Origin of the sequence: Lysinibacillus telephonicus, from assembly GCF_003966145.1 — a bacterium.
Taxonomy (GTDB): domain Bacteria; phylum Bacillota; class Bacilli; order Bacillales_A; family Planococcaceae; genus Ureibacillus; species Ureibacillus telephonicus.
On record NZ_RXNR01000046.1, the window covers coordinates 1 to 13,029 of the forward strand.

The window sequence follows — 13,029 nt, forward strand, 5'->3', positions numbered from 1 at the left end:
TCATACACGGGGCAAAGCTTCCGTTTAACAAATGCTTTATCGAAGAAATTGTAAAAATACTGGGTGGCAACACTCTGTATAATTAATTGCAAATCTCTGCACTTTTTTCTTGCAAAATACACCTCCGTTCATCTAGTTGCATGTACTATAACATAGGTTAGTTGTTAAAACAATAAATAATAGGCAATCAAAATAATTTTTAAATACCACACTTCTTTAAATATATCTTACTACCTGTTCAATCGGCAGACGTGATGACCCATAAGCAGGAGCTGCTGCTTCCCCAATAGCAATTAGTAGAATAGGTATTTCATTTTTTGGTAAGTTAAATTTTTCAGCAAATTTAACTTTATCAAAACCACCCATCGGCACTGTATCATATCCCATTTCTTTAGCCAATAACATAATTTGCATTGATATTAGTCCTGCATCAAAATGGACAATGTTTTTTAATGTTTCTTCTGGTAAGTTACCGTATAAAGAAAGTGAATTTTTAATCATTAAATCAGCTACTTCTCTAGCCATAAAACCTTGTTCAAAATTCGCATCATAAATTTGTTGTGCTCGTTTATACATTTCAAGATCTCCAAGTACTGCAATAATTGCGGAAGAAGTCTCAACTTGCTCTTGATCATTAGCAATTTTTCGTAATTCTTTTTTAACTTGTTGATCTTCAATAACGATAAAGCGCCATGGTTGCATATTACTTGAAGAAGGAGCTGTTATAGCATTTTGTAATAAAGTTTCAAGTTTTTCATGTGGAATAACAACGCCCTCTTTATATTTACGAACTGATTTTCTTTCATGCATTAATTGTTCAATTGTTGTTTGTGTCAATGGCATCATTGATACCCCTTTCAGTATATTTATATAAAATTTAAGTATTGAAAAAGAAATTAGTGAGCAATGCGACTTCTAAAAAGCCCTTTTTAACCATTTAGTTTTTCACTGTTATTAAGCAGTTTTTTTACCAAAGTTTGAAGCTGCTGTATCTCTTGCTCTGTACATTCATAAAATAAATCATCAAAAAATTGCTTTCTATCTAAATCACAGTGCTCTAAAGCATTTTTACCAGCATCTGTAATCTCCACAATTACTTCCCGATTATTTTGTTTATTACGATTACGAATAACAAAATTATTTTCTTCAAGTAATTTTAAGTGTCTTGTTATAGCAGCTTGATCAATCTTCAGCGAATACTGTAATTCTATTTGGGAAAGCTGTCCCCTTTTAAGCAATGTGTACAATATTTCATATCTGGTTAAGCTAATCCCCGTTCGCTTTTCAAAATTTTGAGTGACTTGTCTATCAAGATTTTTAAACATAAGGAGTATATGTTTTTTTTCTTCACATGATTGTTGCATTTCTTCCCTCCTTATAGTTGACTAATCAATTGTTGACAAGTCAATTATAGTGCAAAATAATAATTAATCAAGCTTTTTGCTTATAAAAAATACGTAGTCGAAATTAAATACGTACCATGTAATTTTTATGATCGCTTGGGTTATGATTGAATTGTAAAAGGATTGCTAGTAGATTTTCTCTACAAAGCAATCCTTTTAGAATGAAATTTATTTTAGAATTTCTTGCCCACTATCATCGAAATTAATAGTATGTGTTCTTGCTGCTTCTTCGATTTCCTCGAAAGCCCAATGTGATGGTGTAACATCCTCAAAACTTGGAGTTGTTATGCCTGTTAATGGTCCACGTTTGAATAAGTCATTTAACACTTTCACCGCTTGAGCTCTTGTAAGGTTTTCATTTGGACGGAATGTGTTATCTTCGAATCCTACCATCATTTTTGAATCTTTCATGAAGTTAATTGCTTCAAATGCCCAGTGATTAGAAGATACATCATTGAAGTTTGTATTTGGAATGTTTTTCAGCTTCACACAGCTGTCAAATGCATTTGCATCTTTTCCACATTCATTTTGAATCCAGCGATACGCAATCCCCGCCATTTGTGCACGCGTTATATGACCGCTAGCATCAAATGTAGTATCAGTTTTTCCAGTCATAATGCCAGCACCTTTAACTTCCATTACCTCATTATATACCCAATGTGTTGCTGAGATATCTTTATAAGCTTGAGTTGATGGTGTTGCGTCTAAGTTTCGGGCTAACATTCTTGCCATTTGTGCTCGCGACACTGGTTGATTTGGACGGAATTCTGAACCGAAGCCTATAATATAAGGATTATGTGTCCCTTGTTCAGCTGCTTCTTCCTCAGATCCTTCCATGTGAAGGATCGTGAACGTACTGAACTTGTTAACACCAAATTGTAAACCCAATTGACCTTCGTTATATTGAACCACATTTGCTTTTACTAATTGCTTTTCTCCATCACTATGTTCAATGAAAATCACGAGCTCTTTTAAGAATTTTTCCCGTTCAGCTTCTTCTGTTGGAAGGTGAACTTCACGTAATGGCAAAATAAGTGTTACTGGTCTACTTTGCATATTCGTGTCAATTGTCATTGGACGAGCTACGACTTCGATACTTTGATCCTGAGCCATGTCCTTAACGATTTTTTCCACTCTTGCTCGGTCTTCTACATCCTTACGCTGTGCTTCTTCTTTGATTGGAATCAAATGGAAGTAAAGATCCTCATTAAAGTCTATTAGTGATGCTTTTGGAATTGAAATCGTTACATTTTCTGTATAAATATCAAGGTTTAGCTCTCCGCTTTTCAGCTCTGTTAAGGCGGACTTTGGAACCTCAACATTTGTTTCAGATACAACGTCCTTATCATCAGGGATTATAATACGAGCCGTATCATTTCCGGATTCTTTTGCTTTTTGAACCGTATCCTTTGCAATAGTCTCTGGCATGGTTACAAAATCTTTAACAACACCATTTGATTCTGTTGTACGTTTGATTGGCGTCTTATTTAAATTCTCACCATTTTTCCCATCTACGTCTACTGTAATGATTTCCGTATTGGAAGAACCATTGCCACTACCGCCTTTGTTTCCACCTGTTTGAGGCTTAGAAGGTGATTCTGTTTCGTTTCCTCCTGTATTTGGGGGTTCTGGAACGCTTGGAGTCTCTGTTCCTGGAATTTCATTCGGATTCTCCATCCCACTTCCCGGACAAGATCGATCAGTTGGTATGTCTGACATCATCCATTTTAAAGCTGGGTATCCACTTTCACCATCGCAAGTTATATACCATACATTTTCAGTATCCCAATTTACAAATGTACCCTTCTTCATCATATCCAAAGATTTTGTAACAGGTGTTCCATATTCATTTTCTCTGGCTTCTATATTTGAAACTGTGACATCCCAATAAGAGGAGATACCAAAGGTGATAAAAGGTCCGGATGGTTCACTAAAGGGTCCGCTATATGGTGTTCCGGCTAAACCACCGATAGTTGTAGATTCACTATCTGGAGTGGGATGGACTTTAGAAATTGAATAACTATTTATGATATCTGTTGAGTGATCTAATGAACCGACAATGCCACCTACACTCATTTTCCCTGTAACAGTCCCGGCAGAATATGAGTTGATAATATCATAATTCCAACCAACTCCAACTAACCCGCCCACATTTTTTAACCCATTTACATCGCCAACAGAGAAAGATTCTGTAATTTGTCCCGAATTATGACCAACAAGCCCTCCGGTAGTACCACATGCAATATATAAATTAGTAGGATCACATACCTTACCAATAACGGTTGCATCGGACCACGAACGGCTAATAAAAGTATAAGCGTTATTACCAGCTAAGCCACCTACACTACTTACCCCCTCTATAATTCCAGTTACAGAGGAATTATTAATTCCACCACGTGAAATTGATGCTGCTAATGCTCCAACAGTATAATCACCAATTATATTTACATTCCTTAGCTTAATATTATTAAACGTAATTCTTTGAGAAGAAAAATCTATTACCCCATTATTCATATTTGCTTCTTGATCCCAATCAGGATCATAAGTCCCCCCAAATAAACCTACAAACATTTCATTAGGGCGATTAATTTTCAAATTTTTTATTTCATAATTGTTCCCATCAAGAGTTCCTGTAAATGATTCGCTCATGGAACCAATTGGCGCCCAACCTTTTCCGTTATTATATGCTGGGCCACCTTCGCTAACATAACTTTCAAGATCGATATCTTGTCCAAGTTTATAGTGTTTATCCATACCATTTCTAATATTATCTAAATCTTCGGCTGTGCAAATAATAATTGGATTCTCTGGTGTTAATCCATCCCCCAAGCCTGAAACGCATGAATTTTCACTTGGAGGATTACTAGCATTTAAATCTGGATCTTCTCCATTTCCTAAACTATTTCCCCTTGTTAACTCAATCGTATAAGTTGTAGTTTTTCCATCTTGAGCAGTAACTACAATCGTAATTGGATTTTCTCCTACATTTAATGAAATATTCTGTGCATTTCCACTTGTCGCTAATGATCCATTCACTGTCAATGTTGCAGTACTATCGTCAAGCATTGGTGTTACTTCTACACTACTTATTTCGTTCCCTACACTTGCTTTGTATTCTGTTATTCCTGATGCGAAACTTGGTGATAGTGTTCCTTGACTTAAAGTTAAATTACTCAAATTAGCGTTATTTGAAGGAGTAGCTTCAGTTACTACTGTAATCATATAAGTTTTAGTAGTTCCATCCTCTGCTTTTACTTCAACACTAATCATAGTTTGACCATCAGAATCTAATGTAACTGTATCATCGACAGCACCTGGAATAGTAACAGACGCTTTTAAATCAGCGGGTGTAGCACTTAAAGCTATTTCATTAGTTCCGATTGGCACAGTTACAGTGTAGTTTAGCTTATTTGGTGAAAAGCTTTCATTTAAACTAAAAAGTGAGATAGTCAAATTATTTAAATTTGTATTACTTGATAATAAATATGGATAACCATTATTTTTATTTTGATCTAATCCCCATGTATCTCCAAATCCCCAATTAGTATAGGTGCTTTCTTGCTTCATATCCTCGATTGTTTTTGGAGACCCTTTTCCAGAATCATCATCTAAACTAGTAGTTATTAAATCGTAAAAACTGTTAGTAACGGTAGTATCAATGCTTCCAATTAAACCTCCACCATTGCCATTAAATATTACTTTCCCAGTTGCATATGTATTCTCAATAGTACTGTTATTTGCCTGTCCTATAAGACCCCCTACATTAAAGGAACCTGTAACATTTCCAGTAGAGTACGAATTTTTTAAAGTATTAGCGCTTTGCGAAAAACCAATTAATCCACCTACGTTATCAGCACTTGAACTAACTGTAGCTGATGAAGAAACCTTATTGAAAATAACATTAGCTGCATATCCAACTAACCCACCAACTACGCCACCAGTTGCATTAACTGTACCACCATCAATCGTTACACCTTCAATTACTGTAAAATTGTAAGCTTGACCTGCCAGTATAGCCGTTTGATTGGCACCATTAACCTGTGCATCTTTTAGTGCGAAATTTTTTAAAGTTGCGTTATCTACGAAGGAAAACAAACCGATATTACTATTATCTTCAGTTATTTTTAAATTACTGATAACATGCCAATCCCCATTAAAACTACCCCTGAATCCTGCAATAGGAACCCAATTTGAGTATCCTTCTAGGTCAATATCAGCTACCAGAATAAAGTCTTTATCTAAATAATTTCGTACTTCATTTAGTTGATCTGCTGTCGCTATCTGATAAGGATTTTCAGATGTTCCATCTCCTCCAACAAAGGGAATTCCCTCAGCGGCAGCTTTACTGCTTGAACCAATAATCGAATAAAACGGTTGGATAACAAGCAAAAAAATTATAGATATAATAATCCATTTCTTTGTATTCATTTTTTCCTCCATATGTTCATTACTATTCTCTGAAAAATCCATCAATTCAGTAGATAATACTCCTAATTCTACTTAAAGAATTACATGAACCACCCATTTTTTCATTTAATCTCCTATTAAGGAAAAACAAACAAGTAAATTTATATCAATAACAATTATTTTAGAATCTGATATCCTCTCTTTCTTATAAAGTACAAAAAATAATACAAATTTATCACATTTTTTTTAATATATAGGCTTATATATACTAATATGTGACTATATTCGACAATTCACTTTATCACATAGTAGTAAACTAAACAATCCAAATTTTAGGAAATTACCCCTATTTTATTAATGGTGGAAATTGGAGGACAAGTATACTATCTTATTGAAAAGAGTAGTCAAAGTCGGAATACTTTAGCCACACCTAGTATTCGTTATTCATACACTAGTTACTAATACTGCGCCAGAAATAACTTGCTAAGCCATAAATAAAAAATAAAAGGATGGCAAAAGTAGGTATTTTCCTCACTTTAGGCCATCCCTTAAAAAATATTATTCCTCTGTTTCTGCAAAGTTGATTAGAAATTATTTATATTGAAAAACCTAAATCAACCTCACTACTCCGAGCTATTTGTACATTGGAATTATTCTGTTCATTTTGATTAATTTCATTTGCAAAAGCAGATGAAGATATGGGAAATATTAATAAAACTCCAAAAAACTACTAATTTTTTCTTCACCCTCATCACTACTTATCCATAAATATACAAAAAGGGAGATTTCTATTCTACCATTTTTCCTCTGTGTTAAAATAAAGATGTTTAAACCCTTAGTGTTAAGAATTAATAATGCATAAAATCTTTATAATACTTTAGTTATTCTTTTATATCATAAATTAAAGTATCGAATAATTTTTTATCTACATAAAGCAGAATAGCCCATTCCCCAGGCTCTGGAATTTGAACAGATGAAGGTGCATGTGCATTTGCTCCATTGTTTTCACCTCCAAGTTGAAGTGACCAGCCTGTCATCAATATTGGATGAACAGAATTCGTTTCTTTATGAAAGCCTACGATTGTGAGCTCTTTACCAACTGGTTCATCGTTTCCCCATAGGTGCCACATCCATTTTTGACCGTTTAGGCTTGGCATACCTGCACCGATAACGCCTGATTTGTTTTCATTTCCTATGATTCCGCTATCACCGAACATGACTGCTTTTTGATCCCAATCAATGGATTCAAAATCACCGACTTTTACAAAATCTGGGATATCCTCAGGCAGTGAAACTGACTGTTCTTTCGCACATCCTGCTATGATTAAGCACATTCCCAGCATAATTAGTGCCGTTAGTTTTTTCCTCAGCATAAACATCCCCCTTACTTTTTCATCTAAATATATGCTTTACTCCTACGCTCTAACAGCACAGTATCTCTCCAAACACCATTTAGCTTTCCTATTTTTTCACGGGTACCAACAATACGAAACCCTACCTTCTTATGTAGTTGGATACTCGCTTCATTTTCCAGCAACACTGTAGATTGCAAAGTCCAAAAACCATTTCTTTCGCTTTCTTCAATAAGGTTAGTTAGCAACGCTGTACCAATTCCCTTCCCCTTCGCTTTTGGCGATACATAGATGCTTACTTCGCCAACTCCCGCATAAACACAACGACTTGACACTTCACTTAAGGCAACCCATCCTAAACCTCTTTATCTATTACCGCTACGAATCTACAAGTAGGATGATGTGATTGATTCCATTGGTCGAAACTAGGAGCAGTAATTTCAAATGTCGCATTTCCAGTAGCAATCCCATCTAAATAAATGTTTTTTACACTTTTCCAGTCATTATCAACCATATTTCTAATTTCAACTGACATTCCCATTTCCCCTCTTACTATCATAATTTGTAAAAAATATAGCAAATATTAGTTGACACGTCAAATAGTTGTATAATACAATCACCTTAATAAATTACTCTGTGTGGTGAAAAGTATATGAAAAAAGTTGAAGCTGGAAAAGAACATCAACAACTTAGAGAAATGCTTCAAATTTTAATCCGACGCTTTGGTTTACTTGAAAAAGAAGGTGCACAATGCTGTGGTGTTACATTAGTTCAAAGTCATATTTTATTTGAAATTCAACGGGCAAAGCAGCTTACATTAAATGAGCTATCAGCCTCTTTAGGGCTTGATAATAGTACGCTAAGTCGACATATCCAAGGACTTGTGGAGCGAAATTTGGTTACTCGAACACAATCCCCTACCGATCGTCGATACGTTCTTATTTCATTAACCGAAGATGGTGAAAAATATGAAAATGATATTACAGATCAAATGAATACCTACAATTTTGAAATACTTTCACATATTCCTTCAGATAAACGTGAACAAGTGCTAGAAAGTATAGAACTACTTTTACAGGCTATGAAAAACAGCAGTTGCTGTTAGTAGCCTTTCTTTCAGACTAATACTTGTATATTGCAACGGTTGTAATAACAAACCAAAACTATTAGTTGTAAATTACAACTATTATAAGACAAATTAATATAATGGAGGAATTTTTAATTATGTTTGAGTTACTTTCAAAAATCTTTATAGAGTTTCTTTCATTAAGTAAAAATTTATTAGTTTTATTTATCGGAATTTCATTTTTAATCAGTTTCTTGCAAGCCTATGCTCCTATTGAAAAAATCGAGAAATGGATGGGAAGCAAAAATACTTTAGTAGCAAATTTTGCAGGGGCATTTCTTGGATTTATCACACCTTTTTGCTCATGCTCTACCATTCCACTATTAGTGACAATGCTCAATCGAAATATTCCTTTTCAAACAGTTATGACTTATTTATTTAGTTCTCCGTTGCTAGATCCATGGATTATTGCACTCATGGCTTATATGTATGGTGTTAAAGCAACGATTATTTACACAATTACAACATTTATCTTTTCGATGATCATTGGTTGGTATTTAGATAAGAAAAACTACAAAGAGCATGTAAAAAATGTCTTTATTAAAGGAACAATCCCAGAACAAAACCGAGAGCGTAGACGAAATCTTTTGCTTAATATTAAGCTGTCCTTTAAAGAAACTTGGGAATTAATAAAAACTGTGCTTGTTTATATCCTTATCGGAGCACTTGTTGGGGCGATTATTAAAGAAGCTGTACCTACTGATTTTCTAAACTTAATTTCTGATCAAAATCAATGGTGGGTAATTCCATTAGCAGCGGTTATTGGTGTACCACTATATATCCGGTTGTCCACAATGTTGCCTATGGCTCAAATACTACTTGCCAACGGTTTTCCCATCGCGCCGACAATGGCATTGTTAATTGGTGGTGCTGGAGCTAGTCTACCCGAAATTATTATGCTAAAGAGTATTTTTAGTACGAAGTTAATCACAGCGTTTATAACATCCGTGTTTTTAATGGCTACTTTCTCAGGGTATTTATTTTTAATAATTGAATTTTAAAAGGAGGTGAAAAAATGAATATCCTATCACTTTTTAAAGGAAGTCAAAAAAAGAAAGATTGCTGTGACATTCAAATTATTGAAATAGAAGAGGAAAAAATTAATTGCTGTGATGGAAATAGTAACGAGCAATGCTGTACGGATGAAAATAATAAAAACAATTAACATCTTGGTAAATTCGGGCTTGTCGCATGAGATATGGGTAACCCCCTTACATCTCATGCGGCAATTAAGCGCGAATTATTTCTATTGCCTGTTCTTTAAAACTATAGATGAGACATCTAGCAAGTACTTTTTGTTATTCCCCTGTTGCAGCAAAGTGTCTAATTCTTTCACCTATTTCATCGCGAACACGCTGGAAAAATGCCCATTTTTCTTCATCAGTTCCTTGAGCTTTTGCTGGATCATCAAAGCCCCAATGTTCCCGTTTAACCGAAGGGGGTGTAACTGGACATTTGTCTGCTGCATCGCCGCATAATGTAACAACTAAATCTGCGTTGTTTAATATTTCAATATCTATAATATCAGAAGTTTGATTTGAAATATCAATTCCTACTTCATTCATAGCTTTAATAGCATTCGGGTTGATTCCATGTGCTTCTATGCCCGCGCTCTTCACTTCCCAGTCAGTGGGTAAAAGTTTTTTTGCCCATCCTTCTGCCATTTGGCTTCTGCAAGAATTTCCTGTACATAAAAAGTAAATCGTTTTTTTATTCATGCTTGTCTCCTTAAAAATGTTATTAAAATACGATAAGAGTTAAGTATAAACCTAATAATGTAAAGAACAGAATTGGGATTGTTAACACAATACCCGTTTTAAAATACGTTCCCCATGAGATTTTCACGCCCTTTTGAGAAAGAACATGAAGCCACACTAATGTTGCAAGTGACCCAATTGGTGTAATTTTTGGTCCTAAGTCAGATCCAATTACATTCGAATAAATTAGTGCTTCCCTTAAAATTCCTGTTGTATTCGTCTCTGCAATTGCTAAGGCATCAATCATAACAGTCGGCAAATTGTTCATAATCGAAGATAAGAATGCTGCAATAAAGCCCATCGCCATTGTACCTACAAACAGACCCTGTTCTGCAAAAAATTCAATGACACCAGCCAAGGAAGCTGTTAACCATGCATTGCCCATTCCGTAAACTACAACGTACATTCCGATTGAGAAAAATACGATATTCCATGGCGCTCCTTTAACAACAGCTGTTGTATTAACAGCTTTGCTTCTTCTAGCCATTAATATGAAAAAGATTGCAATTATACCCGCCACAAAGGAAACAGGAATATGAATAAATTCACTCGTAAAATAACCAATTAATAATATTCCAAGCACAAACCATGAAAGTCGGAACATTTTATAATCCTTTATTGCTTCTTTCGGAATTCTTAATTTTGATAAATCATAATTAGTTGGAATATTTTTTCTGAAATAAATTAGTAAAACAGTAATAGTCGCAATTAATGAAAAAATGTTAGGGATGATCATTCTTGAGGCGTATTCTGCAAAACCAATATTAAAGTAGTCTGCTGATACTATATTTACCAGGTTACTCACGATAAATGGCAAAGAAGTCGTATCTGCTATAAATCCACTTGCCATAATAAATGGGAAAATTAATTTTTCTTTGAAGTTTAAATTTTTTACCATTGCTAAAACAATAGGCGTTAAGATTAAGGCAGCTCCATCATTTGCAAATAACGCAGAAACAACTGCACCTAAAATACTCACATAGACAAACATTTTAATGCCATTACCTTTTGCGATTCTTGCCATATGTAATGCTGCCCATTCGAACAATCCGATCTCATCCAATATAATCGAGATTAAAATAATTGCAATAAATGTTAAAGTCGCGTTCCATGTAATTCCGACAACCTCAGCTACATCATGAAAATCTACCACACCAACTATTAATGCCAGTACAGCTCCTCCACATGCAGTCCAGCCTATATTTAAACCCTTTGGCTGCCAGATGACAAAAATTAGTGTTATTAAAAAAATGAATGATGCCAATATTGGAGTAATCAACAAACTCCCTCCTCCTACTTACATGAGATGCGCAATCCTTGTTCTTTAAGTTTTTGTAGATGAAAGTCTTGATTAGGGAGATGATGAAGTAAACTTTGTATAATCGGAAAATACTTACACTGCCTATTCAAAGAATAAATAACCCATTGCCCTTTTTTTGTTTCTTGAACTAACCCAGCATCCTTTAATTTTTTTACATGCTGACTAATAGCTGGCTGGCTCACCTTAAAAACTTCCACAAATTCACAAACACAATAATCATGGGATTCCAGCATTTTAATCATCGTTAAACGTGTTTTATCACCTAAAAGCTTTAAGATGGACGCTGTTTCATCTATTTCTTTCACTACTTCCTGCAAAATATTCACCTCCAATTAAGTAGCAAAAAATATATAACAATCCGCTTATATAATAATTCACTTATATATAATTTTCAAGGTTCATACACAATAAATAAAAAAGCAGGACATAGTCAAAAGTTTGACTAAGCCTGCATTGTTACTTACACTATTTGCTTTTCAGAGGTTAGAGAATATAAAATTTTCCCTAAACGTTTAATCCCTTCCTCAATCATTTCTGGAGAAGAGTTTGTATAATTTAACCGCAATGTATTTACGTTTGTTTTACTAGTATAGAATGGATCTCCAGGTACAAAGGCAACTTTTTCTTCCATCGCTTTATAGAAGAAATCAAGAGCCGATGTTCCCTCTTCTAATGTAACCCAAATGAACATACCTCCATCCGGTTTTGTATATTTCACAGTAGATGGGAAGTATTTAGCCATTGCATTCAGCATTGTATTTGCTTGCGTTTGGTAAAGGTTAATTATTTTCTTTACATGAGAGTCTAAATCATTATTTACTAAATAATCATGAATAATAATTTGAGAGAAAATATTTGTGTGCAAATCTGTTGCCTGTTTCGCTGTATTAATATGGTGCATTAACTCTTTATTTTTCGTTACGATATAGCCTAGGCGCATCCCTGGAGTTACGACTTTCGAGAATGAACCAAGCAACACAGAATTTTCTAAACGACCAGCACCGATATATGGCAATTGTTCACCATGCCATCTTAAATCCCCATACGGATCGTCTTCAATTAATACAACATCATAGTTTTTAACTACTTCATAAACGGCTTCACGATTTTCCCTTGAGTACGTAATTCCAGTTGGATTATGGAAATTAGGTACAGTATAAATAAATTTAATATTCCGATTATTTTTTAGTGTATCTTCTAATTGTTCTACATTTAATCCATCTTCATCTAATACAACTGTATAAAAACTAGGTTCGGCTAAAGTGAATGCTTGGATAGCACCTAAATAACCAGGTTCCTCCATCACTATTCCTTCGCCTTTATTAATAAGTACTTGTGATATTAATTGCAACGCCTGTTGAGAACCAGTTGTAATTAAAATATCTTCTGGATCAAAGTCTAAACCGTGACTTTTCTTATATTTTTCGACGATATATTGGCGTAACGGCAAATAACCTTCAGTAGTTGAATATTGGAATAATTTCGCACCATTTTCTTCGATTGCATGATTAATCGATTTTTGCAAATCATCAATTGGAAATGAAATTGGATTTGGTAAACCTCCAGCAAACGAAATGACGTCAGGTGCATCTGTCACCTTTAGTATATTTCGAATGAATGATGATGGAGTATTTAATATCTTATTTGAGTACTTCATTTATAT

General features: G+C 34.5%; 13 protein-coding genes. 3 read left to right on the plus strand and 10 right to left on the minus strand.

Going from position 1 to position 13,029, the window contains the following annotated elements:
• Window positions 1-216: 216 nt before the first annotated feature.
• The 6 genes from EKG35_RS14375 to EKG35_RS21535 form a co-directional block, all read right to left on the minus strand.
• Window positions 217-843 carry a nitroreductase family protein gene (locus tag EKG35_RS14375; RefSeq protein ID WP_126295248.1) on the minus strand — a complete coding sequence of 209 codons (627 nt, stop codon included), beginning with the start codon at window positions 841-843 and terminating at the stop codon, window positions 217-219.
• Between the two features lie 86 nt (window positions 844-929).
• Window positions 930-1,364 (minus strand): MarR family winged helix-turn-helix transcriptional regulator, encoded by a 435-nt coding sequence (locus EKG35_RS14380; RefSeq protein ID WP_126295249.1) that lies wholly within the window; start codon window positions 1,362-1,364, stop codon window positions 930-932.
• Window positions 1,365-1,571: 207 nt separating this feature from the next.
• Complete coding sequence (locus EKG35_RS14385; protein WP_185807768.1) at window positions 1,572-5,831, minus strand: cadherin-like beta sandwich domain-containing protein; 4,260 nt, start codon at window positions 5,829-5,831, stop codon at window positions 1,572-1,574.
• Between the two features lie 860 nt (window positions 5,832-6,691).
• Window positions 6,692-7,183 carry a hypothetical protein gene (locus EKG35_RS14390; RefSeq protein WP_126295251.1) on the minus strand — a complete coding sequence of 164 codons (492 nt, stop codon included), beginning with the start codon at window positions 7,181-7,183 and terminating at the stop codon, window positions 6,692-6,694.
• A gap of 23 nt (window positions 7,184-7,206) precedes the next feature.
• Window positions 7,207-7,497: a GNAT family N-acetyltransferase gene (locus EKG35_RS21530; protein ID WP_342774119.1), complete on the minus strand. Its 291-nt coding sequence runs from the start codon at window positions 7,495-7,497 to the stop codon at window positions 7,207-7,209.
• A gap of 20 nt (window positions 7,498-7,517) precedes the next feature.
• Window positions 7,518-7,697 (minus strand): GNAT family N-acetyltransferase, encoded by a 180-nt coding sequence (locus EKG35_RS21535; protein WP_342774120.1) that lies wholly within the window; start codon window positions 7,695-7,697, stop codon window positions 7,518-7,520.
• A gap of 117 nt (window positions 7,698-7,814) precedes the next feature.
• Between EKG35_RS21535 and EKG35_RS14400 the strand changes: the two genes are divergently transcribed.
• From EKG35_RS14400 to EKG35_RS21020, 3 genes are all read left to right on the plus strand, one after another.
• Window positions 7,815-8,267, plus strand: coding sequence for a MarR family winged helix-turn-helix transcriptional regulator (locus EKG35_RS14400; protein ID WP_126295252.1), 453 nt, complete (start codon window positions 7,815-7,817; stop codon window positions 8,265-8,267).
• Window positions 8,268-8,386: 119 nt separating this feature from the next.
• Window positions 8,387-9,289: a permease gene (locus tag EKG35_RS14405; protein ID WP_126295253.1), complete on the plus strand. Its 903-nt coding sequence runs from the start codon at window positions 8,387-8,389 to the stop codon at window positions 9,287-9,289.
• A 14-nt stretch (window positions 9,290-9,303) separates the two neighbouring features.
• Window positions 9,304-9,453 (plus strand): hypothetical protein, encoded by a 150-nt coding sequence (locus tag EKG35_RS21020; RefSeq protein WP_185807769.1) that lies wholly within the window; start codon window positions 9,304-9,306, stop codon window positions 9,451-9,453.
• Between the two features lie 133 nt (window positions 9,454-9,586).
• Here the strand turns inward: EKG35_RS21020 and arsC are convergent, their stop codons facing one another.
• The 4 genes from arsC to EKG35_RS14425 form a co-directional block, all read right to left on the minus strand.
• Window positions 9,587-10,006, minus strand: a complete 420-nt coding sequence (gene arsC / locus EKG35_RS14410; protein WP_126295254.1) for an arsenate reductase (thioredoxin) — start codon at window positions 10,004-10,006, stop codon at window positions 9,587-9,589.
• A gap of 22 nt (window positions 10,007-10,028) precedes the next feature.
• Window positions 10,029-11,324: an arsenic transporter gene (locus EKG35_RS14415; RefSeq protein WP_126295255.1), complete on the minus strand. Its 1,296-nt coding sequence runs from the start codon at window positions 11,322-11,324 to the stop codon at window positions 10,029-10,031.
• A gap of 14 nt (window positions 11,325-11,338) precedes the next feature.
• On the minus strand, window positions 11,339-11,683 hold the full coding sequence (locus tag EKG35_RS14420; RefSeq protein WP_126295256.1) for an ArsR/SmtB family transcription factor: 345 nt from the start codon (window positions 11,681-11,683) through the stop codon (window positions 11,339-11,341).
• Window positions 11,684-11,826: 143 nt separating this feature from the next.
• Window positions 11,827-13,023: an aminotransferase-like domain-containing protein gene (locus EKG35_RS14425; protein WP_126295257.1), complete on the minus strand. Its 1,197-nt coding sequence runs from the start codon at window positions 13,021-13,023 to the stop codon at window positions 11,827-11,829.
• Between the last annotated feature and the right edge of the window lie 6 nt (window positions 13,024-13,029).

Coding starts and splice junctions, on each gene's coding strand:
- arsC (WP_126295254.1), bottom strand. CDS start 10,006: ATGAATAAAAAAACGATTTACTTTTTATGTACAGGAAATTCTTGCAGA.
- EKG35_RS14375 (WP_126295248.1), bottom strand. CDS start 843: ATGCCATTGACACAAACAACAATTGAACAATTAATGCATGAAAGAAAA.
- EKG35_RS14385 (WP_185807768.1), bottom strand. CDS start 5,831: ATGAATACAAAGAAATGGATTATTATATCTATAATTTTTTTGCTTGTT.
- EKG35_RS14425 (WP_126295257.1), bottom strand. CDS start 13,023: ATGAAGTACTCAAATAAGATATTAAATACTCCATCATCATTCATTCGA.
- EKG35_RS14380 (WP_126295249.1), bottom strand. CDS start 1,364: ATGCAACAATCATGTGAAGAAAAAAAACATATACTCCTTATGTTTAAA.
- EKG35_RS14400 (WP_126295252.1), top strand. CDS start 7,815: ATGAAAAAAGTTGAAGCTGGAAAAGAACATCAACAACTTAGAGAAATG.
- EKG35_RS14390 (WP_126295251.1), bottom strand. CDS start 7,183: ATGCTGAGGAAAAAACTAACGGCACTAATTATGCTGGGAATGTGCTTA.
- EKG35_RS14405 (WP_126295253.1), top strand. CDS start 8,387: ATGTTTGAGTTACTTTCAAAAATCTTTATAGAGTTTCTTTCATTAAGT.
- EKG35_RS21020 (WP_185807769.1), top strand. CDS start 9,304: ATGAATATCCTATCACTTTTTAAAGGAAGTCAAAAAAAGAAAGATTGC.
- EKG35_RS21535 (WP_342774120.1), bottom strand. CDS start 7,697: ATGTCAGTTGAAATTAGAAATATGGTTGATAATGACTGGAAAAGTGTA.